21 protein-coding genes and 1 tRNA gene are annotated in these 22916 nt (G+C 35.5%); 18 read left to right on the top strand and 4 right to left on the bottom strand.

Annotation, left to right across the window (positions count from 1 at the left end):
* Positions 1 to 63: 63 nt before the first annotated feature.
* A complete protein-coding gene (locus tag E5D58_RS12195) occupies positions 64 to 1200 on the bottom strand; it encodes a DUF7151 family protein (RefSeq protein WP_136482150.1) in 1137 nt (378 codons plus the stop codon).
* 318 nt (positions 1201 to 1518) lie between these two features.
* Between E5D58_RS12195 and pheS the strand changes: the two genes are divergently transcribed.
* Both pheS and E5D58_RS12185 read left to right on the top strand, forming a co-directional pair.
* The gene (gene pheS / locus E5D58_RS12190) at positions 1519 to 2538 is read left to right on the top strand and encodes a phenylalanine--tRNA ligase subunit alpha (protein ID WP_136482149.1); all 1020 of its coding nucleotides are present in this window, start codon (positions 1519 to 1521) and stop codon (positions 2536 to 2538) included.
* Between the two features lie 3 nt (positions 2539 to 2541).
* Positions 2542 to 2937 carry a hypothetical protein gene (locus E5D58_RS12185; RefSeq protein ID WP_136482148.1) on the top strand — a complete coding sequence of 132 codons (396 nt, stop codon included), beginning with the start codon at positions 2542 to 2544 and terminating at the stop codon, positions 2935 to 2937.
* 3 nt (positions 2938 to 2940) lie between these two features.
* Here E5D58_RS12185 and E5D58_RS12180 read toward each other — a convergent pair whose 3' ends face one another.
* Positions 2941 to 3942, bottom strand: a complete 1002-nt coding sequence (locus E5D58_RS12180) for an NAD(P)H-dependent glycerol-3-phosphate dehydrogenase (protein WP_136482147.1) — start codon at positions 3940 to 3942, stop codon at positions 2941 to 2943.
* Between the two features lie 127 nt (positions 3943 to 4069).
* On the opposite strand from E5D58_RS12180, the gene E5D58_RS12175 reads away from it, so the two are divergent.
* From E5D58_RS12175 to E5D58_RS12165, 3 genes are all read left to right on the top strand, one after another.
* The gene (locus E5D58_RS12175) at positions 4070 to 5005 is read left to right on the top strand and encodes a nicotinic acid mononucleotide adenyltransferase (RefSeq protein ID WP_136482146.1); all 936 of its coding nucleotides are present in this window, start codon (positions 4070 to 4072) and stop codon (positions 5003 to 5005) included.
* Positions 5006 to 5179: 174 nt separating this feature from the next.
* Complete coding sequence (locus E5D58_RS12170) at positions 5180 to 6253, top strand: carboxymuconolactone decarboxylase family protein (RefSeq protein WP_136482145.1); 1074 nt, start codon at positions 5180 to 5182, stop codon at positions 6251 to 6253.
* Positions 6254 to 6258: 5 nt separating this feature from the next.
* Entirely contained in the window at positions 6259 to 7035 is a 777-nt protein-coding gene (locus tag E5D58_RS12165) for an adenylate/guanylate cyclase domain-containing protein (protein ID WP_136482144.1), read from the top strand.
* A gap of 34 nt (positions 7036 to 7069) precedes the next feature.
* Here the strand turns inward: E5D58_RS12165 and E5D58_RS12160 are convergent.
* Positions 7070 to 7151: transfer RNA gene (locus E5D58_RS12160), tRNA-Leu, on the bottom strand.
* 145 nt (positions 7152 to 7296) lie between these two features.
* On the opposite strand from E5D58_RS12160, the gene E5D58_RS12155 reads away from it, so the two are divergent.
* The 3 genes from E5D58_RS12155 to pth all read left to right on the top strand — a co-directional run bounded on the left by E5D58_RS12155 (position 7297) and on the right by pth (position 9621).
* The gene (locus E5D58_RS12155; RefSeq protein ID WP_136482143.1) at positions 7297 to 8238 is read left to right on the top strand and encodes a ribose-phosphate pyrophosphokinase; all 942 of its coding nucleotides are present in this window, start codon (positions 7297 to 7299) and stop codon (positions 8236 to 8238) included.
* Positions 8239 to 8281: 43 nt separating this feature from the next.
* Positions 8282 to 8911, top strand: coding sequence for a 50S ribosomal protein L25/general stress protein Ctc (locus E5D58_RS12150; protein ID WP_136482142.1), 630 nt, complete (start codon positions 8282 to 8284; stop codon positions 8909 to 8911).
* A 143-nt stretch (positions 8912 to 9054) separates the two neighbouring features.
* On the top strand, positions 9055 to 9621 hold the full coding sequence (gene pth, locus E5D58_RS12145) for an aminoacyl-tRNA hydrolase (RefSeq protein WP_235835912.1): 567 nt from the start codon (positions 9055 to 9057) through the stop codon (positions 9619 to 9621).
* Positions 9622 to 9642: 21 nt separating this feature from the next.
* On the opposite strand, the gene E5D58_RS12140 is transcribed toward pth, so the two are convergent.
* Positions 9643 to 12342 (bottom strand): zinc-dependent metalloprotease, encoded by a 2700-nt coding sequence (locus E5D58_RS12140; RefSeq protein WP_136482140.1) that lies wholly within the window; start codon positions 12340 to 12342, stop codon positions 9643 to 9645.
* 79 nt (positions 12343 to 12421) lie between these two features.
* Here E5D58_RS12140 and E5D58_RS12135 point away from each other — a divergent pair, with 79 nt between their 5' ends.
* From E5D58_RS12135 to E5D58_RS12095, 10 genes are all read left to right on the top strand, one after another.
* Positions 12422 to 13357 carry a bifunctional riboflavin kinase/FAD synthetase gene (locus E5D58_RS12135; protein WP_136482139.1) on the top strand — a complete coding sequence of 312 codons (936 nt, stop codon included), beginning with the start codon at positions 12422 to 12424 and terminating at the stop codon, positions 13355 to 13357.
* Positions 13350 to 14666 (top strand): HTTM domain-containing protein, encoded by a 1317-nt coding sequence (locus E5D58_RS12130; RefSeq protein WP_136482138.1) that lies wholly within the window; start codon positions 13350 to 13352, stop codon positions 14664 to 14666. The genes E5D58_RS12135 and E5D58_RS12130 overlap by 8 nt, the downstream gene beginning before the upstream one ends.
* Before the next feature lie 45 nt (positions 14667 to 14711).
* The gene (gene serS, locus E5D58_RS12125) at positions 14712 to 15983 is read left to right on the top strand and encodes a serine--tRNA ligase (protein ID WP_136482137.1); all 1272 of its coding nucleotides are present in this window, start codon (positions 14712 to 14714) and stop codon (positions 15981 to 15983) included.
* A 159-nt stretch (positions 15984 to 16142) separates the two neighbouring features.
* Complete coding sequence (locus E5D58_RS15170) at positions 16143 to 16265, top strand: hypothetical protein (RefSeq protein ID WP_262710728.1); 123 nt, start codon at positions 16143 to 16145, stop codon at positions 16263 to 16265.
* 216 nt (positions 16266 to 16481) lie between these two features.
* Complete coding sequence (locus E5D58_RS12120; RefSeq protein WP_136482136.1) at positions 16482 to 18257, top strand: tetratricopeptide repeat protein; 1776 nt, start codon at positions 16482 to 16484, stop codon at positions 18255 to 18257.
* 63 nt (positions 18258 to 18320) lie between these two features.
* Entirely contained in the window at positions 18321 to 19262 is a 942-nt protein-coding gene (locus tag E5D58_RS12115) for an alpha/beta hydrolase (RefSeq protein ID WP_168796683.1), read from the top strand.
* Positions 19263 to 19342: 80 nt separating this feature from the next.
* A complete protein-coding gene (locus E5D58_RS12110; RefSeq protein ID WP_136482134.1) occupies positions 19343 to 19666 on the top strand; it encodes a DUF4286 family protein in 324 nt (107 codons plus the stop codon).
* A 52-nt stretch (positions 19667 to 19718) separates the two neighbouring features.
* Complete coding sequence (gene rsmA / locus E5D58_RS12105; RefSeq protein WP_136482133.1) at positions 19719 to 20513, top strand: 16S rRNA (adenine(1518)-N(6)/adenine(1519)-N(6))-dimethyltransferase RsmA; 795 nt, start codon at positions 19719 to 19721, stop codon at positions 20511 to 20513.
* A gap of 20 nt (positions 20514 to 20533) precedes the next feature.
* Complete coding sequence (gene mgtE / locus E5D58_RS12100) at positions 20534 to 21904, top strand: magnesium transporter (protein ID WP_235835911.1); 1371 nt, start codon at positions 20534 to 20536, stop codon at positions 21902 to 21904.
* A 57-nt stretch (positions 21905 to 21961) separates the two neighbouring features.
* Positions 21962 to 22897, top strand: a complete 936-nt coding sequence (locus tag E5D58_RS12095) for a 2-hydroxyacid dehydrogenase (RefSeq protein ID WP_136482132.1) — start codon at positions 21962 to 21964, stop codon at positions 22895 to 22897.
* Positions 22898 to 22916 lie beyond the last annotated feature (19 nt).

The following is a 22916-nucleotide window of genomic DNA, read 5'->3' as shown; positions in this document are numbered from 1 at the left end:
CATGGATGCCTGAAACAACAAGAAGGCATGCGTATTCATTTTATATGCCTTAAGAATTAAGAATTATTCAGGTTTAATGTTTCGATATAACATTAAATAAGACTTTGCACGAGCCCAACTCCATTCAATGGGGCCATTCGGGTCAACCAAGTTTTCCGATGTTAATTGAATAGCTAAATCAATTTTTTCTTCTGGTAAATCACTGAAAATATTTGACGATTTAACATGAATAAAATCCGTACTGTTGGTGGACACTTTTGAATTATCAATAACTCTGTTATTAGTAAGATCATATAATTCAGCAAAAACTGTATTATTTGATGTCCATGTATGAAGTCCAGGTATAAATACTATAGAGTCTACACCTATCCAGTTACGTTTATCAAAATCAATTAACTCCCCATCTATGGTTGGAGGTCCATTGGTGCCAAATTCACCTCCAGATCCACTTATTATCAAAAGTCTTATTTGTTCATCAAACCCACCATCAATACCATTACAAACATAGCGTTCTACGCTAACTTCATCGTCATCCAGAGTGCCATTACCATTATCATCAACCCCCGATTCTATTTTAACTCCCCCGTTTTCACAGTTATCTCCTGCTACCTCATCGTTAACATTCACTAAACTAAGCTTGCCGTCTAAACCATTACAGGCATAGGCAGTTGCAATGATTTCATTTTCGTCAAGCATGCCATTGCCATTGGTGTCTACCCCCGAATCAATTTTAACACCACCAGTTTCACAATTGGCTCCTGCCGCTTCAGTAGTAATTTTAGTTAGGCTATTATTACCATCATTACCATTACACACATAGGCTGTGGCAGTTATCTCATCCTCATCAAGGGTTCCATTGCCGTTGGTATCAATTCCAGAGTCAATCTTTAACCCGCCATTGGCACAGTTTTCACCCGCCGGTTCGATGGTTGTAGATGTTAGGCTCGTATTACCATCAACGCCATTACAAACATAACTGGTACTGGTTACTTCATCATTATCTAATACGCCGTTGGCATTGTTATCAATACCAACATCAATTTTTGTCCCGCCATTTTCGCAGCGACTACTTGCAGGTTCATTAGAGGTTTTTATAAGGCTCTTTAGGCCGATTGGACCTCTATCTCCTTCACATCCAATAAGACATAGGGATAGCGTTAGTAAGACGAAAAGTAAGTTTTGGCTTTTTATTGGGTTCATGCTATTAGATTTAGTTGGATTTCTTTTAAGATTTTATTTTGTGTGAGATATATTAAATATACTAGAGAATTTTCTGGTTTTAATTGATGTTAAAAATAACGAACTATTTCAATTTGTCTAAAAAAAAGGAGGTTTTTTCGATGTGTTTTAAAGGATTTGAAAGTTTTAACGCTTATTTTTAGATATAACGTTTTGTGGTTGTAGTACTCTTTTATTCTATGGTAACACATATTTCAAAATTCATTGTTGAAAGCCGTTAAACCTCTGGTACAAATCCCATAAAAATAGTAAATTTGCATGCATTTTTGAAATGACGTTATGATAGACAAGATAAAAGAACTTATTACCGAAGCAGAATCTTTTAAAGCGCAATCTAAAGAGGAGGTTGAAGCCTTTCGTATTAAGTACTTAGGAAAAAAAGGCATACTAAACGACTTTTTTGCTGAGTTTAAGAACGTGGCTAACGACCAAAAGAAGGAATTTGGCCAAACCATAAATAAGCTAAAAAAAACAGCTGAAGACAAGGTAAATGCTCTTAGAAATGAACTGGAAAGTAAAGAGGAAGTTAAAGGGGTTTACGGAGATGTATCACGTCCCGGAGCTCCTATAGAAATTGGTGCACGTCATCCAATTTCAATTGTTAAAAATCAAATTATAGATATCTTTTCGCGCATTGGTTTTAATGTAAGCGAGGGCCCAGAAATAGAAGACGACTGGCATAACTTTACAGCATTAAATCTACCAGAATATCACCCCGCTCGCGATATGCAGGATACGTTTTTTATTCAGACGAATCCCGATATTTTATTGCGCACCCATACCAGTTCTGTGCAGGTGCGTTATATGGAAAATAACAGACCACCTATTAGAACTATTTCTCCCGGTAGAGTGTATAGAAATGAAGCTATATCGGCACGTTCACATTGTTTTTTCCATCAAGTAGAAGGGCTTTATATTGATAAAGATGTAAGTTTTGCAGATTTAAAGCAAACCTTGCAGCACTTTACAACAGAAATGTTTGGAAAGTCTAAGATTAGGTTACGTCCGTCATATTTTCCTTTTACAGAGCCTAGTGCCGAAATTGATGTGTATTGGGGCTTAGAAACAGAAACCGATTATAAGATTACGAAGGGGACAGGTTGGTTAGAAATTGGTGGTTGTGGTATGGTAGATCCTAATGTTCTTGAGAATTGTAAAATTGATGCTTCTGAGTATTCAGGTTTTGCCTTTGGTGTTGGTATAGATCGTATTGCCATGTTATTACACCAGATAGGAGATATTCGTTTACTCAGTGAAAATGATGTGCGTTTCTTAGAGCAGTTTAAATCGGCTTTATAGCCTATGAAAAAAGACATCCATATTCCTAAAGTTGAAGACGTTTATATTGCTGTGGTAAACGAATACAATGCTATTTATAAAACTCAAGATTGGAATGCTTATATAATAAACAATAAAGATATTGATCTGGATATGGTACTTATTGTAACTAGTGGGTATTCAGAGAAAAAGACAACGTCTGTTTTTAGAAAGAAACTAGATAGTCTTCCAAGGAAAAGCTATGCAAAAATAGAATTAATGCAAGAGGATTTGTTTGCTTTAAACAATACGTTTAAAGTGTCTTTTTTTGAGGGAAACCAAATGTTTGACAAAACGTATCTTTTTAGAAAAAACACTATCAACTTAAAGGCATTACAGTCCGTGCCGTTAATGGATGTAAAAGGCGTTGTTGTCAAGTAAGTGTTAATCTAACTTCTCGGTTAATTGCTTAAAAACTTTTTTAGGGTTTTTATTTTCATAAAGCACAGCGTAAACAGCTTTTATAATGGGAATCTGCGCTTTTTTGGAGTTTTTTTGATTGATTAAATAGGCACTTTTTGTAGCATAGTAACCTTCAGCAACCATATTCATTTCCATTTGAGCCGATTTCACGGTATAGCCTTTGCCAATCATATTACCAAACATACGGTTTCTTGAAAACACAGAATAACCAGTTACTAAAAGGTCCCCCAGATAGGCAGAGTTATTAATATTACGCTTCATTTTATGCACTTTTTTTATGTAGCGTTTCATTTCTCGAATAGCATTACTCATTAATATGCTTTGAAAATTATCGCCATAACCTAATCCGTGTGCAATACCGGCGGCAATAGCATAAATATTTTTTAGCATAACACCATACTCGATGCCTATAACATCATCACTAATTTTGGTTTTTATGTAGTCACTAGATAAATTTTCAGCGATGTCTTTAGCTATTTTCGAATCCCAACAAGAAATAGTGAGGTAAGATAGTCTTTCAAGGGCTACTTCCTCGGCATGGCAAGGACCCGCAATAACAGCGATGTGTTCAAAAGGGACATTAAAATGTTCGTTAAAATGTTCGCCCACGAGTAAACCAGATTCTGGAACAATGCCTTTTACTGCAGACACAATGGTTTTTTTGGAAATATCTATAGTGAGTTTTTCAAGTTCGGTATGAATAAAAGCAGAAGGTACCACAAAAATAAGCACATCGGCATATTCTGCAATTTCATTAATATCATTACTTAATATTAACTGCTCTAAATGAAACTCTACAGAGCTTAAATAGTTGGGGTTGTGCTGTTCTCTTAATAGATGTTCTTTGGTGTAAACGCTTCGCATATACCATCCAATTTCGTCCAAATTTTCCGAGAGCATTTTTACTATAGCTGTAGCCCAGCTTCCAGCTCCAAAAACAGCATATTTTAAAGGTTTATCCATAAAAACTAAATCAATCCTAATACCAAAAGTACATAAAAATTCAATGAATTATCAAACAAGATATGAGAAGTCATTTTTTTGGCACGCGTTTTGGATAGCATACATAGAACCCCTAAATGTTTGTACTATGAATACTATAAAATTACTTTTTGGTTTTGCGCTAAGCATAACGTTGTTTACCTCCTGTTATCAAGAAACAATTGTAGTGGAACCTCTAATTGAGGACGTGCCAATATCAATTAATCAGGTGCTAGGGTCGCACGAATTATGGTATGTGGATATTAATGCTACTTTAGGTTATGGAGAGATTCCATTCTTGCAAAAGGCTTTTACCGTATCTTTTTTAAATGGTGTATTGTATGCAAATAACAATATTGTTGGTATTGGGGATACTGGGGACGGATTTGGTATTGATGTGGCCAATTACGATGCTTACGATATGATACTAGATGTGAATCATGACCTCGATGGTTTTGTAACCTTCGATGTGTTTCAAATTAATAATAGCCGAATAGAACTTTACAATCCAGAGTTGGATACCTCGTATTTTTTAGAGGGCTATCAGCGTGATAATTTTGATTATGACTATGTGTTTTATGATAACATTCATTATTTTTTACAAGAGTATGAGGCTTGGGAAAAAACCTACACCAGTGAGTTTGGCGCTATTAACGAGTTTGACAAGGAAAACTATTTACAGTTTTTAGCAGGAGGAAACGATTCTACTTTTAGGAGCTCTAAAGATGATATAGGGATAAATCCAATGTATATCTATTGGGATTATACAGGATTATATGGTGTTGGAGACGTTGTGGACGATTTTTACGTAAAAACTTTAACATTAGATTATGATTTTATGGGCAATGAATTTTTCGAATTGACCGTTATAAATGACAAAACCATCAAGTTGTTTCATCCCGTTTCTGAAACTGTGTATAAGTTCAAGGGAAGAGGATACATACAGTATTTAAAAACTGCTGATGGGAAAAAACAAGTTAAAGAGAAAACACGTAAGTTTAAAAAAGAAAAGCAAGAGAACCCTCGAGAAAGTTTAAGGGTTTAAATAAAAATTTTTGGTTGGTTATTTAGTTAGAAACCGTTTAAGGCACTCCGCTTTAGGCGGTTTCTTTTGTTTGTAGATTTAGCGCAATTTATATTCTATTAAAAAAGTATTAAGTTTATAAAATCTAGAGTAAATATCTAGTGACACTACAATACAAAATAAAATGTCTTAGTCATGGCTGAATTACTTAATGATATTGAATGGAGCGAACCAACCTTACCCATAGTACATGATCTTGAGTGGGAAGCAGAAGTTAAGGCCGATATTGGTCGGGTTATGGATATACATATGCGAACTTCTAATAGTGAATGGCTAAGAAAAACCATTCTGAAATGGCCCCGATATGAAGCGAAAGAATTCCCAAGAAAATTGGCCGACATTTGTACGCTTGTTGCTGCACAGGAAAATGCTTGTAGGTACTGCTATGGGGTGGCACGGTCGTGGATGCGACTTTGGGGGTATTCTCAAAAGATGATTAATAATATAGAGCGCAGCGTTCAAATGGCAGAAATGGATGAAAAAGAACGGGCTTTTATTAGGTTTTGTAGAAATTTGTCGAGGTCCAATCCAAAGCCACCAAAAAAAGATCGAGATGAGCTTATTCGATTGGGGTATTCTGAATTGGCGGTGGCAGAAATGGCTTTCCTTATAGTAAACCAGTGTTTTGTGAATAGAGTATCTACCTTTTTGGCAGTCCCCCCAATGGACGATTTAGAACGTCTCCCCAATAGTTTTTTAGGAAAACTTTTAAGACCTATTATTGGATGGAAACTTAGGAAAATGAGTTGGACAGAAACCCGGCCTTTAGAAGGAGATCCCGAGTCTTTTCCTGGGGTAGTGCAAAAACTATTGGGGCTGCCGGCTGCAAGGGTCATGAATGATGCACTAGAAGGCGCACTAAATTCTAATGGCCTGTCTAGAAAATTAAAGATACTTATGTTTGCTGTAGTGGCCAATAGTTTAGACTGCGAGTTTTGTAAAGAAGAAACACATTCCATGGCATTAGAGTGTGGTTTTTCGGAAACTGAATTCAACGCGGCTTTGAATACCTTATCCTCTCCGCATTTAACGGAGCAAGAAGAAAAATTACTTTCGTGGACCAGAGAAACCATACATTTTCAAAATGGTCCGATGCAATCTAGAGTTAGGGAGCTGGCTCTGGAAGTTGGAGATTCTATGATGCTTGAGGCTATCGGAGTTGCATCCCTGGCCAATTCAACGGTTAGATTAGCGGTGCTTTTAGGTTAATAAATATGATAGTTTATATATTACTTGCGAGTTTTTTAGTGCTTTGTTTAGGTGTTATAATCTTCAATCAAAGAAAACGTAATCAAAAATTAGAAAAGCTACTAGCGTATACAAATGAAAAGCTAGAACGTCTTCAAATACATTTTGGAAGATTTACGCCAGAGGAAGTTATAGAGCAACTCACAGATTCCGATAGGGCGTTTAAACCTACCATGAGGCCTGTTACTGTTTTGTTTGCCGATCTTAAGGGGTTTACAAAAATGTGCGAGGAAATTGAGCCAAGTGACATGGTAAATATTCTGAATGGCTATTTTAGGTGTATGAGTAAGGTCTTAACGCAACATCATGGACAAGTAACCGAGTTAATAGGAGATGGTATTCTTTCATTGTTTGGAGCATTAAGAAATAACCCTTGGCAGGTTCAAGATGCGGTTATGGCTGCGTTAGATATGAGGTTAGCTCTAGAAGAATACAATAAGGAGTTAAAGGAAAAGTCGTTTCCGGAGTTAGCATTTGGTATTGGAATTCATAAAGGTAAGGTACTAGCGGGTGTAATGGGAAATTACGAATTAAGCAAGTTTGGTGTGGTAGGAGACCCAATAAATGTGGCCGCACGTGTTGAAGCTCTTACTAGAGAGCACAATACAGATATTCTAATAACCGAAAAAATAAAAGTGGAGTTAGATAATCGGTTTGTGTTGGAACCGATGCCTCTAGTTAAAGTTAAAGGTAAGTCTGAACCCATTAGGACTTACACTGTAAAAGGCGTTTTAAAAAAATAAAACCCACAACTATTTTGTTATGGGCTTTTATCTGTACTCAAGGTGGGAATCGAACCCACACTCTCGAAAGAACTGGATTTTGAATCCAGCGCGTCTACCAATTCCGCCACTTGAGCAAAAAGTGCCTGCAAATTTATATATTTTTTCCATATTACCAGTAAAAATAGTGGTCAATATACATTTTAGATTAAAATAAATGTATAAATTTGCACCTCGTTAAAATAAAGCGCGGTTTTTTCGCTCTAATACAACAAGTTACCTATGCCAATTGTTATTACAGAAGCTAAAATTTTTGCATGTACTCAAAGTAAAGTCCTTGGGGAAAAAATTGCTAAAGCCTTTGGCGCTGAATTAGGTAATGTAATAACATCAACCTACAGCGACGGTGAGTTTCAACCATCGTATGAGGAATCGATTCGTGGTACTAGAATTTTTATTATTGGTTCTACCAATCCTGGGCCAGAGAATTTAATGGAAATGCTCTTAATGGTTGATGCTGCAAAACGTGCTTCTGCAAGGCATGTCACAGCTGTATTACCATATTTTGGCTGGGCAAGACAAGACAGAAAAGATAAACCCCGTGTGCCTATTGCTGCAAAACTCGTGGCAAAAATGTTGGAAGCGGCAGGAGCCACACGCATTATCACCATGGATTTGCACGCAGATCAAATTCAGGGCTTTTTTGAGAAACCTGTAGATCATCTATTCGCATCTACTATTTTCTTGCCGTATTTAAAAAGCCTAAATCTAGATAATTTAACAATGGCTTCACCAGATATGGGAGGGTCAAAAAGAGCATATGCTTACTCCAAAGCGCTGCAAAGTGATGTCGTAATTTGCTATAAAGAACGTGCTAAGGCTAATGTAATTGCTCACATGGAGCTTATTGGAGATGTTACTGGTAAAAATGTTGTTTTGGTAGATGATATGGTTGATACTGCTGGAACACTTACCAAAGCGGCCGATTTAATGATGGAACGCGGTGCGCTTAGTGTTAGAGCTATTTGTACACATCCAATTTTATCAGGACCTGCTTATGATAATTTGAATAACTCGAAATTAGAAGAACTTATTGTTACAGATTCTATTCCTGTAAAACCACTAAGCGATAAAATCACAGTTTTAAGTTGTGCAGATTTATTTGCCGAGGTCATGGAAAAGGTTCATAATAACCAGTCAATTAGCTCAAAATTTGTGATGTAATCACAACAAATAAAGAACATTAATTAAATTTATATAAACAAAAATGAAATCAATTACAATCAACGGATCTCAAAGAGAAAGCGTAGGCAAAAAAGCAACAAAAGCCTTACGTAATGCTGGTCAGGTTCCTTGCGTATTATACGGAGGAGATAAGCCAGTACATTTCTCTGCGCCAGAATTAGCTTTCTCAAAACTTGTATACACGCCTAATGCGCATACAGTTGTGATTGAGCTTGATAACGGTGAAACTTTAAATGCTGTACTTCAAGACATTCAATTTCATCCGGTTACAGATAGAATTCTTCACATAGATTTCTATCAATTATTTGAAGACAAAGAAATTTCTTTAAATATTCCTGTAAACCTTGTTGGAAACTCAAGAGGTGTTAAAAATGGTGGTGTATTAAGAAGAAATAACAGAAAGTTACGTATTAAAGCACTTCCTGCTAATTTACCAGATTTTATAGAGATTGATATTACACCTCTTAAAATTGGTGATAAAGTGGCTGTTGGCGATTTACCATCAGAAGGATATACATTCTTACATTCTGATAATACTGTAGTATGTCAAGTAAGAACTTCTAGAACAGCCGTAGAAGATGAAGAAGAAGATGAAGAGTTAGAAGAAGGAGCAGAAGCACCAGCTGAAGCAGCAGCCGAAGCTCAAGAATAGGTTATATTCTTAACTAAATAGTTTAAGCATCCTGTAGTTTTCAGGATGCTTTTTTATTTTTACAAAAACAATCCTTTATGTGGCGGTATGTTATAAATCTTTTTACAAGGAATAAGCGCAAGCCCTTAGAGGAAATAGATGGTATGAAAAAATTTTTAATAGTCGGGTTAGGGAATATTGGTGAAAAATATGAAAATACAAGGCATAATATTGGGTTCAAAATATTAGATTATTTTGCTATGAAGGAAGGTCTTACGTTTGAGACTCAAAAACTTGGTGATGTAACCACATATAAGCTAAAAGGCAGAACCTTTATTTTTATGAAGCCTAATACCTATATGAACCTGAGCGGTAAAGCCGTTTTATATTGGTTAACAAAAGAGAAAGTCCCATTAGAAAACTTACTAATTATTACGGACGACCTAAATCTGCCTTTTGGAAGTATCAGGCTAAAAACCAAAGGTAGCGATGGCGGGCATAATGGCTTAAAAGATATTCAAGATAAACTGAACACCACGAAATACAACCGTTTTAGATTTGGTATTAGCGATGCTTTTAGCAAAGGCAGACAAGTAGATTATGTTTTAGGTGAGTGGACTAGTGAAGAGTCGGAAAGACTCGAAGAGCGATTAAAAACATCTGCTGAACTAATAAAATCCTTTGCCCTAGCAGGTATAAATAATACTATGAATAGCTTTAATGGCAAATAGTAAAGACGTGCTAAATAAGGCCTACTTAACAACTATTTTTTTTATAACCTTTTCAGCGCCATACGAAACCTGCATAACATATAATCCAGATTGAATTGGATTTAAGACAATTTGTTTGTCGAAGTTGGTAATATTTTGATAAACATCTTTATAAACCAAACGTCCGCGAATATCAAAAACATCTATCAAAATAGGATTACCAGAAGGATTAAAGAGTTGTAAAGTAAATGTGCCTTTATTCGGATTTGGAAACAATTTAAATTCGTTACTTTCTGTTGGGGGATCCACAACGCTTAATGGGGTTTCTGCAGTTTCGCATATTTCAACAAACCACGAATTTAAAGTACCTACATCTCCAGATTCAAAATCTCCTAATTGAATGGTCCAGTTTCCTGAAGCGTTTTGATTGTTAAAAAGCGCTAATAAGTCGTTCGAAGACCTAAAGGATTTATTGTTAGCGGCTTCCAGACAATTGTAAGGAATGGCATCATCATCATAAATACAGACAATATTGGTTTCTTCACCGCAATCTTCATGGTATTTTAGTAATACTTGCGTATTGCTCGGGTTTACAACGCCAATTTCTAAATCGCCATTGTAGGAATGAGAAATATTAACGCCAATATTAACATCGCTTATATTTGAATTAGGCCCAATGTTAATAGAATGCGATTCTGTAAATGCTTTGCCATTATCTGTTATGGATATGCCTAAATTATCCGCGGAGCTATAGCGCGTACAATTGGTGGTAACTTGATAATCGATTGCAAAATCCTGTGAGTTTATAGCATAAAAGTAATTATCAGTAGGCTCAATCATAATTCTGCAATAAGGTGCTGGAGAATTAGGAACAGTAAACGTATATACGCCATTATTAGGAATATTGGTAGCCAATGTGGTGGTGTAGCTAAGACCGCCATCTGTAGAAAGTAGAATGTTTACGTTCGATGCTCCAGATAAGTTATTCGTATTATTTACCGCCCAGGTAATAGTTTCGGTTTTACCACTTTCCCAGATAATACCCTGGGAATTCTGAGATGTAACTTCAAAAGGTCCAAAATTTGAGTTAAATGTTACACGCATATTATCGTGGGTATTATTGCCTCCACCAGGTTTATTGTCTCTTACAGTTAGTCTGAAGTCCGCAGTTCTATTTACGTTAGGAACTTTTTCCCATTGGGTGGCATTAACGCCAAACCTTAAATCGGAAATATTCGGGAAGTGTCTTGTATTTTCTGGTTTTGGAGGAAATGACCGAAATAGCACGGAATTAGAATTTGTGGATTCTGGGTTTGGGTAAACAGTAGAAGCATTGTCTTCATTCATTTGCTCCCAGCAAAAAGTAAGATTGTCGCCATCGGCATCAGTCCCTGAACCAATTAACTTAAAGGCAGTACCCACAGGTAAAACTAGGTCGTTTCCAGCATTGGCGGTTGGAGTCGTATTACCTGTATCTGTTATCATAGCACAGGAGGTCCCTTTAATAAAATTGGTTATTTGTTGAATAGATATAGCATGGAAATATAGGTCGCTATGTAATTGTAGATTAGTAGAACCGGTTATACCCGCGTAACCCATAATAGTCGACCCTCCTCCAGGTTCCATTTGCGAATTATTGCCTTCATTGCCATCATGAGTCCAAGTATGGGTTGCACCAAATTGATGCCCAATTTCATGAGCAACAAAATCAATATCAAAATTAATTCCAAAAGGGTTTGAACTCGTGGAATATCCAGAACCTTTATGGTTTCTATTAGGGTAAGAGCCTCCGTTATTACAAACACAACCAATACATCCAGCATCACCAGTGCCATTGCCAGCGGCATCATCAATTCCTGCTAACAAATGTCCAACATCATAATTAGCTTCGAGTATCTGGGTGTCTAAGGTGTTAGCCAATTGGCTATTATAATTTCCTAAGCCCGTATAAGGATCGGTTGAAGGATTTAAGTAAATCACATTGTTATTTGTGGCAATAAGCTGTAGCGATACATTTAAGTCATTTTCATATACCGCATTGATATTGGTTAATGTCGCATTTATAGCAGCGTTTACAGACGCTAATGTGCCTCCATTAGCCTGCGCGTATTCACCGGTTGTGGAAATAGCAATTCTATAAGTTCGTTTTTTGCTATCATCGGCATCTTTTAAGGTGTTTACTTTTAAAGCTTGCTTGAGGTTTTTGTCCAAATTCAAACAGTTAAACAATTTATTTTGCAACAAATTGGACTTTTGTGAAACCAAAACCTGATTGGGGGAGTTTTTTAAGGCTTGGTATACAATGGTTTGGTGGTTTTTTACTGCAATTCCAGAAAGCCCAGTATATGGCGATAAACTAAATCGCATATAAGCTGTTGGCGTGTCTATACCAGATGCTACATACGATTTAATTTCGGGGTATTTAGATTGTAAATCTGGATGTAGTACAGACGATTCTACTACCTTGAAGCGTTCCAGTTCTCCGTGTAAGTTAGGAAAACCTATGATACATTCCTGCACTTGTGATTTGTTAGGTTTTGCAACAACTTGAGATAGAATTGTGGTTAGACCTTTGAAATCTATTTGGTAGATAGATTCAGAATTAGTTTGGTCTTTATTTATTGTAGTTTTTTGGAAAGAGGCATCATGGTTTACTTTTGTAAAGTAACTTTTTTGAGCAAAACTTGAAAATGCAAAGAAAAGCATTGTGGTTGTTAAAACATAATGTAGTTTTGCTTTCATAACAAATCTTGAGGCGAATTTTATTGTCAAAGATAATAATTCTAAGGCTTTAGGTCATTTTAATTATTTGTTGCACCAAATGCGGAAAGTAAAAAATATAGAAACTTATAAATCCAGCAAACCTACTGTGGTTACTATTGGTACTTTTGATGGCGTGCATATAGGTCATCAAAAAATTATAAAGAGACTTATAAATACCGGAAAGCTAGAGGGTTTAAAATCTGTAATACTTACCTTTTTTCCGCATCCCAGAATGGTATTGCAAAAGGATTCTAATATTAAACTCATAAATACTATTAAAGAACGTCATGATATTTTGGACGCCCTTGGATTAGATTATTTATTAATTAAAAAGTTTACGCAAGAGTTTTCTAGACTCTCTGCAGAAGACTTTGTAAAAGACATTCTAGTAGATAAAATAAACGCTAAAAAAGTGATTATTGGTTATGACCATAGATTTGGAAGAAACAGGAATGCCGATATCAATGATCTGAAACAGTTTGGTGAAACCTATGGCTTTGAGGTGGAGGAGATTTCAGCTCAAGATATCGATGATGTATCGGTGAGTTCTACTAAAATTAGAACGGCCATTAATGAAGGAGAGATAGATAAAGCTAATGCCTATCTTGGTTACCAGTTCATGTTATCTGGCCAAGTTATTAAAGGCAAAGGATTAGGCAAGCAATGGCAATTTCCAACAGCTAATATTAAGATTGAAGAAGATTACAAAATTATACCCAAGCAAGGCGTTTATATAGTCTCTTCCAGAATAGATGATACCACGGTTTATGGTATGATGAATATTGGTGTGAACCCTACCGTTAATGGCAGTGAGCAGACTATTGAAGTTCATTTTTTCAATTTTGAAAAAGACATTTACGGAGCGTCCATTCAAATAAATTTATGGCACCGTATTCGTGATGAAAGAAAGTTTGACTCTGTTGAAGCTTTAAAACTTCAACTCGCCAGAGATAAGGAAACTGCCTTGAAGTATATTGCCAAGCACCATGCTTAATAAACACCTATTTAAGCATATTGATAATTCTGGTCTAATTGTTTTTAGAATTATTTTCGGATTACTTTGTTTTTTAGAATCGGTAGGAGCTATTTTTACAGGTTGGGTAAAGCACACCCTAGTGGAGCCTCATTTCACGTTCAATTTTATTGGTTTCGAGTGGCTACAACCCTTGCTTGGGAATGGTATGTATTATTACTATGCTATTATGGGCATTTTTGGGTTATGCGTTATGCTCGGGTACAGGTATAGGCTGAGTATGATTTGTTTCACTTTAATGTGGTCTGCAACATATTTAATGCAAAAGTCGTCCTATAATAATCACTATTATCTGTTAATGATATTAAGTGGAGTTATGGTCGCTATGCCAGCACACAAATATGCTTCTATAGATGTGTTTAGGCGCCCAGAAATTAAGAGTTTATCTATGCCAGCTTGGTGTAAATGGGTCATTGTTCTTCAACTCTTTATTGTTTATACCTATGCTTCAATAGCAAAGTTGTACCCAGATTGGTTGGACACTACGGTTATTGAAAATTTAATGAGAGGTAAGAAGGATTATTACATAGTGGGTGAACTTTTACAGCAAAAATGGACACATTATGCCCTTGCCTATGGAGGTATTATTTTTGATGGTTTGGTAGTGCCTTTACTCCTATTTAAACCAACAAGGAAATATGCCTTTGTGGTATCTATAGGCTTTCATCTTTTTAACTCCATTGTATTTCAAATAGGCATTTTTCCGTATTTGTCTCTAGCCTTTACTTTGTTCTTTTTTCCTTCAGAGGTCATTCAAAAATACTTTTTAAAGAAGAAAACTTTGTACAAGGCTAATGAGGTGATAGTTCCTAAATTAAGGACACCTTTGTTGGCTCTGTTTGCTGTTTATTTTGTTGTACAAATAGTATTGCCCGTGAGGCATCATTTTATTGATGACGATGTTTTATGGACAGAAGAAGGCCATCGTTTATCATGGCGTATGATGCTTAGAACCAAGTCAGGACGCATTTCATATTGGATAGAAAATCAGGAAAATGGTAAGCGGTGGTTGGTTGATCCTGATTTTTATTTAACTAAAAAACAACAGCGCTCGGCAAGCACGAAGCCAGATGTTATTTGGCAGTTTGCTAAATGGCTGAAAGAGAAATATAGTAAGGAAGGGTTGAACGTTGGCGTTTATGTAGATAGTAAAGTAAGTGTTAATGGAAAGCCTTTCAAACAGTTTATAGATCCTAATGTTGATATAGCAAATCAGGAATGGGATATATTTAAGCATGCCTTATGGATTTTACCTTCAAAACAAGATTAATTATCTATGTAATTCATTAAATTTGTCGCTTAAATTTTTCAAGACATGTTACAAGTTGCCTTTATTAGAGAGAACAAGGAATTGATTGTAGAACGCTTAGCTAAGCGTAACATCAATGCTGTGCAAATGATTGAGGAGGTTATTACTTTTGATGAAGATAGAAGACGTCTTCAGGCGGAGTTAGATAACACTTTGGCAGAATCTAATACCTTATCTAAAGAAATTGGAAATTTGTACAAGTCTGGTGAGGTTGATAAGGCAAATGAACTCAAGGCAAAGACAGCACAGTTAAAGAGCAGCTCAAAGGAATTGTCCGAATTATTAAATGCAAAGGCAGAAGCCTTAAACGCTCTACTGTATAAAATACCAAATGTACCAAACGAGCTCGTACCGGCCGGAAATACGGACGCGGATAATGAAGAGGTTTTTAGAGCTGGAGATATTCCTGTGTTATACGATGGTGCGCAACCCCATTGGGAATTAGCCAAGAAATATGATATTATTGATTTCGAATTAGGGAATAAAATCACTGGAGCTGGTTTTCCTGTTTATAAGGGTAAAGGTGCTAGGTTACAACGGGCTTTAATAGCTTATTTTTTGGACAAAAATACAGCAGCAGGATATACAGAATTTCAGTTACCACATTTGGTAAATGAGGCCTCCGGTTTTGGTACGGGCCAGCTTCCAGATAAAGAAGGGCAAATGTACCATGTTGGAGAAGATAATTTGTATTTAATTCCAACAGCAGAGGTACCAGGGACCAATATTTTTAGAGATGTAGTTTTAAATGAAAGTGAATTGCCTATTGGAATTACTGGCTATACCCCATGTTTTAGGAGAGAAGCAGGGAGTTATGGTGCTCATGTGCGAGGTTTAAACAGGTTGCACCAATTCGATAAAGTAGAAATTTTACGAGTAGAGCATCCATCAAAATCTTATGATGCCTTAGATGGTATGGTAGCACATGTAAAAACGATTTTAGAAGAATTAAAACTACCATATAGAATTTTAAGATTGTGTGGGGGCGATTTAGGATTCACTTCGGCCTTAACCTACGATTTTGAAGTGTTCTCAACAGCGCAAGATAGATGGTTGGAAATATCTTCTGTTTCGAATTTTGAAACCTTCCAAGCGAATCGTCTAAAATTGAGATTCAAAAATAGTGATGGTAAGAATGAATTAGCCCATACTTTAAACGGAAGTTCTTTGGCCTTACCGAGAGTACTGGCAGGTATTTTGGAAAACTATCAAACAGAAGAAGGTATCGTTATTCCAGAGATTTTGCGTCCATATACTGGGTTCAGTATAATTAACTAAAACAAGTAGTCTTATTCTTTCTTTTTATGTAGTATTTTGTTATTAAAATCGATAAAATGCAAAAAACACATGCTAATTAACGATTTTTTGTAGATTCTTTTGGTGATTTGGATTTTAATTTTCAAGTTAGCCTAACCAAATCTATTAAATCTACTAACCATGAAGAATTTTAAACGCCTTCTGCTTTTAATTACGCTCATTTTTGTTGCTAGTAAAGTATTGTCTTCAGATTTTGAATTAATTAAATCCGAAGAGAATACCACCGCTATAGTGAGTAAATAGGGATTCCATTCAAAAGTGAATTCTTGATGCAATATGAATTTTTTGATATAGTCGTTCTCGTTTATCAAGAGTTTAAAGACTGTCCCCAATCGAGTATTTAATTAACAGTAGTTAATAAAAAATCTATTTTTGGTTGGTTTGTGCCCGAATTTTATTCGGGCATTTTTTATCATAATATTTACATTTTCAACTTACTACATTTGTTATATTTACCGTATGAGAGTCGTGTTCATATTATTTTTTCTGGTTTGTTCTGTTACAATTGCTCAGGGCGATATTATTGCTAAAGAATATTTTAAAAATGGGAAATACGAAAAGGCCTTAGTTGAATATAAGAAACTCTATGCCAGAGCCCCATCTAATATCACGTATATAAATCAAATAATAAGTACGTATCAGCAATTAGAGCAGTATGAAGAGGCCGAAATTTTTATTTTAAAGCTTATTAAACGCATTAATTATCCAGCATTTTATGTTGAACTTGGTTACAATTTTGAGTTAAAAAATAATAAAGAACAAGCTCAACTAAATTATCAAAAAGGACTGGTAAGTATCGATGATAAAGTTACTAATGTATTTACAGTGGCTCGAAGTTTTCAAAATCATTCCTTGTTAGAAGAGGCTGCTTTGGCCTATGAGAAGGCCATGGTTTTAAAACCTGATTTTAATTTTAATGTACAGTTAGCACAAATTTATGGCGAGCAAGGTAATATTGATAAGATGTTTAATAGCTACTTAAATTATGCCGAATTTAACCCCGCTGCCCTAAAAGACGTAAAACGCGCTATAAACGATTTTATAAGTGAAGATGCTTACAGCGAAAACAACGTTCTATTAAGAAAGAACCTACTTAAACGACTGCAAGAAGAACCAAATACACTTTGGAATGCTACTTTAAGTTGGTTGTTTATCCAGCAAAAAGATTTTAAAAAAGCATTTATTCAAGAGAAGGCTATTTTTAATAGAGAACAAGGTAACTTAGATAGGGTTTTAGAATTGGCCTCCATTGCTGCTAATGAGGAAGCTCCCAATATAGCTAAAGAAATTTATGGTTATGTTATTGAAACGGCTCAAGATGCCGAAACCAAGCTAAAGGCTCATTTCAGTTTACTGCAACTAAATATAGCATCAAGCGACGAAAATGACTATGGCTCTATAAAAACGCAATATTTAGAATTACTTAATACTTTTGGAACAACCCCAGAAACTCTAGAATTGCAATTATCATATGCTCATTTTTTGGCCTTTTATATGAATGAGACCGATGAAGCCATTTCTTTTTTGGAGAATTTGATGGAAGCACCTTTAAGCCGATTAGAAAAAGCCCAAGTTAAACTTGAGCTAGGGGATGTTTTGGTGTTAAAGGAGGCGTTTAATAAAGCGCTTATATACTACACTCAAATTCAACGTAATTTAAAAAATAGTACGATTTCTCAGGAAGCTCGGTTTAAAGTGGCCAAAGCAAGCTACTATAAGGGAGATTTTAAGTGGGCAGAGTCTCAACTAAAAATTTTAAAAGCTTCAACATCTCAGCTTATTGCTAACGATGCCCTTGATTTGAAATTGTTAATTTCTGATAACAAATATGAAGATTCGCTTCAAACGGCTCTAAAATTATACGCTAAAGCAGATTTATTATCTTATCAAAACAGGAATGACGAAGCCATTGCGATTTTAAGTAAAATTCTAGAGGCGCATAAAACAGAACCTATCATAGCCCAAACACTTTATAAGCAGGCGCAACTATTCGAACTAAAATCTCAATACGATCAAGCCTTAGTAAATTATGAAGCCATTATTGAAAACTACAGAGATGGTGTTTTAATTGATGATGCCTACTTTCATTTGGGGATTATTTACGAAAAGTATTTGAATATGCCTGAAAAAGCAAAAGCCGTCTACGAGAAAATTGTATTTAATCATGCAGATAGCATCTATTTTATAGAAGCCCGGAAAAGATTCAGAAAGTTGCGTGGCGATGCTATTAATTAAGAGCTCCAAGTGCAATTTACGCTTTGTTGATAGTAGTTAGATTTAACCTTTAAAATGAGACCAATGAAACCAATCAAGATATTCGTATTCTTGTTTTTTACATTAAATTTTGTTCACGCTCAAAATAGTAAGCCAGCACCTGATTTTAAAAATGTGAGATATGGAGATCATGAACGAAACGTTTTGGATATTTGGTTTGCAGATTCTACCAAAATAACCCCTATTGTAATTTATATACATGGCGGAGGGTTTAAAATAGGGAGCAAACAAAAAATTAAGGCCAATGACCTATCACAATTGTTAGAGGCAGGAATTTCTGTTGCATCAATAAATTATCGGTTATTATCAAATGCGCCACTGCCAGCTGCGCATATGGATGCAAAGCATGCGCTACAGTTTATACGTTCAAAGGCTAAATCATGGAAAATTGATAAAAATAGAATAGGTTTATTTGGAGGTTCGGCTGGTGCACAAATTTGTATGTGGTTAGCCTTTAGTGACGATATGGCCAATACAAATAGTAACGACCCAATTGAAAGGGAATCAACAAGGGTTACTTGTATCGCACCAATAATAGGGCAAACAACTATGAATCTTAAGTTTTGGAAAGAACTAGTCGATAGACATTTGAAGGATGAAAAGGGTACAGATTATGTAGCAAAAATATTCGGAGATTCTGCAACAATAGATCGTAATCGTATGGCAATGTATGGTGCTAAAACACTTGAAGAAGCCGATAAGATGGCTCATAATTTATCGGCGCTTTCATTAATTTCGGTAGATGACCCTCCTGTTTTTATGAAGTACTATATGTCTCCAAATGCTAAGGCGCCTAATACCCCAAGTAAGGTTAGAGGCTGGATTATGCATCATGTAGATTTTGGAATAGCATTAAAAGAAAAAATGGACGAATTAAATATTGAAGCCGATTTAAACTATCCTGGATCTGAAACAAAATATAAATCGTTTGTTGAATTTTTTGAGAATAAGTTGTTGGTAAATTAAAAATTGGTAATTATTAACGAAAAGCGTCTAACTAGTTTGAAGATGAAAAGGAACTTCTGTTATTTAAAAAAATTATAAGGATGTATATATACAATGTAACTGTTAATATTGACGAATCTATTCATGATGAATGGCTTAATTGGATAAAAGAACATATTCCTCAAGTATTGGGAACTGGGAAGTTTGAAAAGGCTACATTAACAAGAGTTTTGGTTGAAGAAGATATGGGAGGTGTTACCTATTCCATTCAATATCGAACTTATTCTAGAGAAGCCCTAGATGCTTATTATAAAGAAGATGCCGATAATTTAAGAAATGAAGGTTTAAAAAAGTTTGCAGATAAAATGTTGGCCTTTAGAACAGAGCTGCAAATTATTGATGAATATACGGTAAACTTTAAATAGTTTAGTTTTGCATTAAAATTTAGCGGTTTAAAAACCTTAATTCCCTTTGTTCGTGGCAAATAATTACAACCAACATCAAGTAAAAGCAAAAAAACATTTAGGACAGCATTTTTTGAAAGATGAAAGCGTGGCTGAAAAAATTGCAGACACGCTAATGTTTAAAGGTTATAAGAATGTATTGGAAATTGGTCCGGGTATGGGAGTGCTTACCAAGTATTTACTTAAGAAAGATGTGACCACCTACGTGATTGAAATTGATACGGAATCTGTAACATATTTGCAGGTCAATTACCTTAGTTTGGCACCGAGAATAATAGAACAGGATTTTTTAAAGTATGATCTAAACATAGTTTTTAATCAGGAACCTTTTGCTGTTATTGGTAACTTCCCTTATAACATTTCAAGTCAAATAGTTTTTAAAACTCTAGAGATGAGGGATCAAATTCCTGAGTTTTCAGGCATGTTTCAAAAGGAAGTAGCACAGCGTATTTGTTCTAAAGAAGGGAGTAAGGTTTATGGCATATTATCGGTTTTAACACAGGCGTTTTACGATGCGGAGTATTTATTTACGGTTCCTCCAGGAGTCTTTAATCCTCCCCCAAAAGTAGACTCTGGTGTTTTAAGGCTTACAAGAAAAGATAATTACACCCTACCATGTAGTGAAAAATTATTTTTCAAAACAGTAAAAACAGCATTCCAACAACGTCGAAAAACATTACGTAACAGTTTAAAAACATTTAATTTATCTGATAATTTAAAAGCAAATAGTATATTTGGCAAGCGTCCGGAACAATTATCAGTTCAAGAGTTTATCAAACTTACACAGTTAATTGAAACCAATACTTAGATTTTTTTAAACCTTGCTATTTGTTAGAAGAAACAGAAAACATACAATTTGAGCTTACCGACGAACTTTTAGAGCAAGTAACATCTTTAGTTTCAGAACAAAAAGATAAAGATTTACAGAGCCTTTTTAAGGCGTTTCATTATGCCGATATTGCCGAGATTTTAGATGAGCTTAATCTAGAACAAGCAGTATACATTATAAAGCTGTTAGATTCTGAAACAACCTCCGATATTCTAACAGAACTCGATGAAGACAATCGAGAAAAAGTACTTAAAAACCTAACCGCTAAAGAAATTGCCGAGGAGGTAGAGGAACTCGATACAGATGATGCAGCAGATATTATAGCAGAGTTACCCGAGGAGCGCCAGCAGGAGGTTATTAATAGAATTGAAGATGAGGAGCATAAGGCTGAGATTGAAGAACTTTTAGCTTATGAAGACAATACCGCTGGAAGTTTAATGGCCAAAGAACTTGTTAAAGTTTATGAAACATGGACGGTAGCAGGTTGTTTACGTAGAATTAGAGGACAGGCCAAGGAGGTAACTAGAGTGCATTCTGTATATGTAGTGGACAAGCAGGAAAAACTCATAGGGCGGTTGTCATTAAAAGATTTGGTCGTCGCTAAAAATGAGCAGAAAATATCTGACATCTATATATCCAATGTTGATTATGTTGGGGTTGATGAAGATGTGGAAGATGTTGCCAAAATTATGGCGAAATATGACTTGGAAGCTATTCCAGTAGTTGATGAAAATAAAACGCTTTTAGGTAGAATTACTATTGATGATATTGTAGATGTTTTAAAAGAAGAAGCAGACAAAGATTATCAAATGGCTGCCGGTATTACAGGTGATGTAGATTCAGATGATAGTATTCTGGAACTCACACGAGCGCGCTTGCCTTGGTTATTTCTTGGTTTAGTTGGAGGTATTGGAGCCTTTTTAATTATGGAAGGGTTTCAAGATACGTTTCAAAAATATGCGGTGTTATTCTTTTTCACTCCGCTCATTGCAGCTATGGCAGGAAATGTAGGTGTACAATCGAGTGCTATTATTGTTCAAGGTTTGGCTAATGACGACGTAAAAGGAAGTATTAACAGCCGGCTATTAAAAGAAATGTTTTTAGCAGCACTTAACGGTGCTATATTAGCCATTTTTCTCTTCCTATTTGTGTGGATTTCCATTGGAGAGATTAACACCGCTTTTGCCATTTCAGTGTCTTTAGTTGCGGTTATAATAGTTGCTGGTTTAATAGGAACCTTTGTGCCTTTATTTCTAGATAAAAGAGGCATAGACCCAGCCATAGCTACGGGCCCATTTATTACTACAAGTAATGATATTTTTGGTATTTTAATCTATTTTATGATTGCTAAACTTATTTTAGGAATTTGATTATTACATTCTAGTTTATATCAGAAAAATATTCCTTTTTACTTTATTTAATCGCATATGAAAATTCTTCATTTAGATACTAATCATGACTTACTAATAAATCAGCTAAATGAGTTAGGGTTTATTAATCATGAAGATTACACATCTTCAAAAAAGGAGGTTGAAGCCAAAATCAAGGATTACGATGGTATTGTACTAAGAAGCAGGTTTACCATAGATAAACAATTTCTAGATGCGGCAACAAACCTAAAATTTATTGGTCGTGTTGGAGCAGGTTTGGAAAATATAAATTGTGGTTATGCTAAAGAGCAAGGTATTTATCTTATATCGGCACCAGAGGGTAATAGAAACGCGGTAGGCGAACATACCTTAGGCATGCTACTATCGTTATTCAATAAATTAAACAAAGCAGATGAAGAGGTGCGAGCTGGAAAATGGTTACGAGAAGCTAATAGAGGTATTGAGTTAGATGGCAGAACTGTTGGTCTTATTGGTTATGGTAATATGGGAAAAGCCTTTGCTAAAAAACTTCGAGGTTTCGATGTTGAGGTATTGTGTTACGATATTAAAGAAGGGGTTGGGGATGCTAATGCTAAACAAGTTAGTTTACAAGAGCTTCAAGAACATGCAGATGTATTAAGTTTACATACCCCACAAACCCCTTTAACCCTTAAAATGATTGACACCCATTTTATTAATAGCTTTCATAAGCCATTTTGGTTAATCAATACGGCAAGAGGTAAGAGTGTGGTTACTCAAGATTTAGTTGAAGCACTTAAATCTGATAAAATTTTAGGTGCAGGTTTAGATGTTTTAGAGTACGAAAAAGCGTCTTTTGAGACCTTATTTTCTAAAGAGTTGCCCGAGGCGTTTCAGTATTTAATAAACGCAGAAAACGTATTGTTATCGCCACATGTCGCGGGTTGGACTGTTGAAAGCAAGGCAAAACTGGCGCAAACCATAGTAGATAAAATCAAAGCAAAATTTTGCTAACTTTAGTGCAAACACTAAG

The organism is Cognatitamlana onchidii (genome assembly GCF_004804355.1).
Lineage (GTDB): Bacteria > Bacteroidota > Bacteroidia > Flavobacteriales > Flavobacteriaceae > Cognatitamlana > Cognatitamlana onchidii.
This window is presented reverse-complemented; position numbering and strand designations above follow the sequence as displayed.

Coding starts and splice junctions, on each gene's coding strand:
- E5D58_RS12195 (WP_136482150.1), bottom strand. CDS start 1,200: ATGAACCCAATAAAAAGCCAAAACTTACTTTTCGTCTTACTAACGCTA.
- pheS (WP_136482149.1), top strand. CDS start 1,519: ATGATAGACAAGATAAAAGAACTTATTACCGAAGCAGAATCTTTTAAA.
- E5D58_RS12185 (WP_136482148.1), top strand. CDS start 2,542: ATGAAAAAAGACATCCATATTCCTAAAGTTGAAGACGTTTATATTGCT.
- E5D58_RS12180 (WP_136482147.1), bottom strand. CDS start 3,942: ATGGATAAACCTTTAAAATATGCTGTTTTTGGAGCTGGAAGCTGGGCT.
- E5D58_RS12175 (WP_136482146.1), top strand. CDS start 4,070: ATGAATACTATAAAATTACTTTTTGGTTTTGCGCTAAGCATAACGTTG.
- E5D58_RS12170 (WP_136482145.1), top strand. CDS start 5,180: ATGGCTGAATTACTTAATGATATTGAATGGAGCGAACCAACCTTACCC.
- E5D58_RS12165 (WP_136482144.1), top strand. CDS start 6,259: ATGATAGTTTATATATTACTTGCGAGTTTTTTAGTGCTTTGTTTAGGT.
- E5D58_RS12155 (WP_136482143.1), top strand. CDS start 7,297: ATGCCAATTGTTATTACAGAAGCTAAAATTTTTGCATGTACTCAAAGT.
- E5D58_RS12150 (WP_136482142.1), top strand. CDS start 8,282: ATGAAATCAATTACAATCAACGGATCTCAAAGAGAAAGCGTAGGCAAA.
- pth (WP_235835912.1), top strand. CDS start 9,055: ATGAAAAAATTTTTAATAGTCGGGTTAGGGAATATTGGTGAAAAATAT.
- E5D58_RS12140 (WP_136482140.1), bottom strand. CDS start 12,342: ATGAAAGCAAAACTACATTATGTTTTAACAACCACAATGCTTTTCTTT.
- E5D58_RS12135 (WP_136482139.1), top strand. CDS start 12,422: ATGCGGAAAGTAAAAAATATAGAAACTTATAAATCCAGCAAACCTACT.
- E5D58_RS12130 (WP_136482138.1), top strand. CDS start 13,350: ATGCTTAATAAACACCTATTTAAGCATATTGATAATTCTGGTCTAATT.
- serS (WP_136482137.1), top strand. CDS start 14,712: ATGTTACAAGTTGCCTTTATTAGAGAGAACAAGGAATTGATTGTAGAA.
- E5D58_RS15170 (WP_262710728.1), top strand. CDS start 16,143: ATGAAGAATTTTAAACGCCTTCTGCTTTTAATTACGCTCATTTTTGTT.
- E5D58_RS12120 (WP_136482136.1), top strand. CDS start 16,482: ATGAGAGTCGTGTTCATATTATTTTTTCTGGTTTGTTCTGTTACAATT.
- E5D58_RS12115 (WP_168796683.1), top strand. CDS start 18,321: ATGAAACCAATCAAGATATTCGTATTCTTGTTTTTTACATTAAATTTT.
- E5D58_RS12110 (WP_136482134.1), top strand. CDS start 19,343: ATGTATATATACAATGTAACTGTTAATATTGACGAATCTATTCATGAT.
- E5D58_RS12095 (WP_136482132.1), top strand. CDS start 21,962: ATGAAAATTCTTCATTTAGATACTAATCATGACTTACTAATAAATCAG.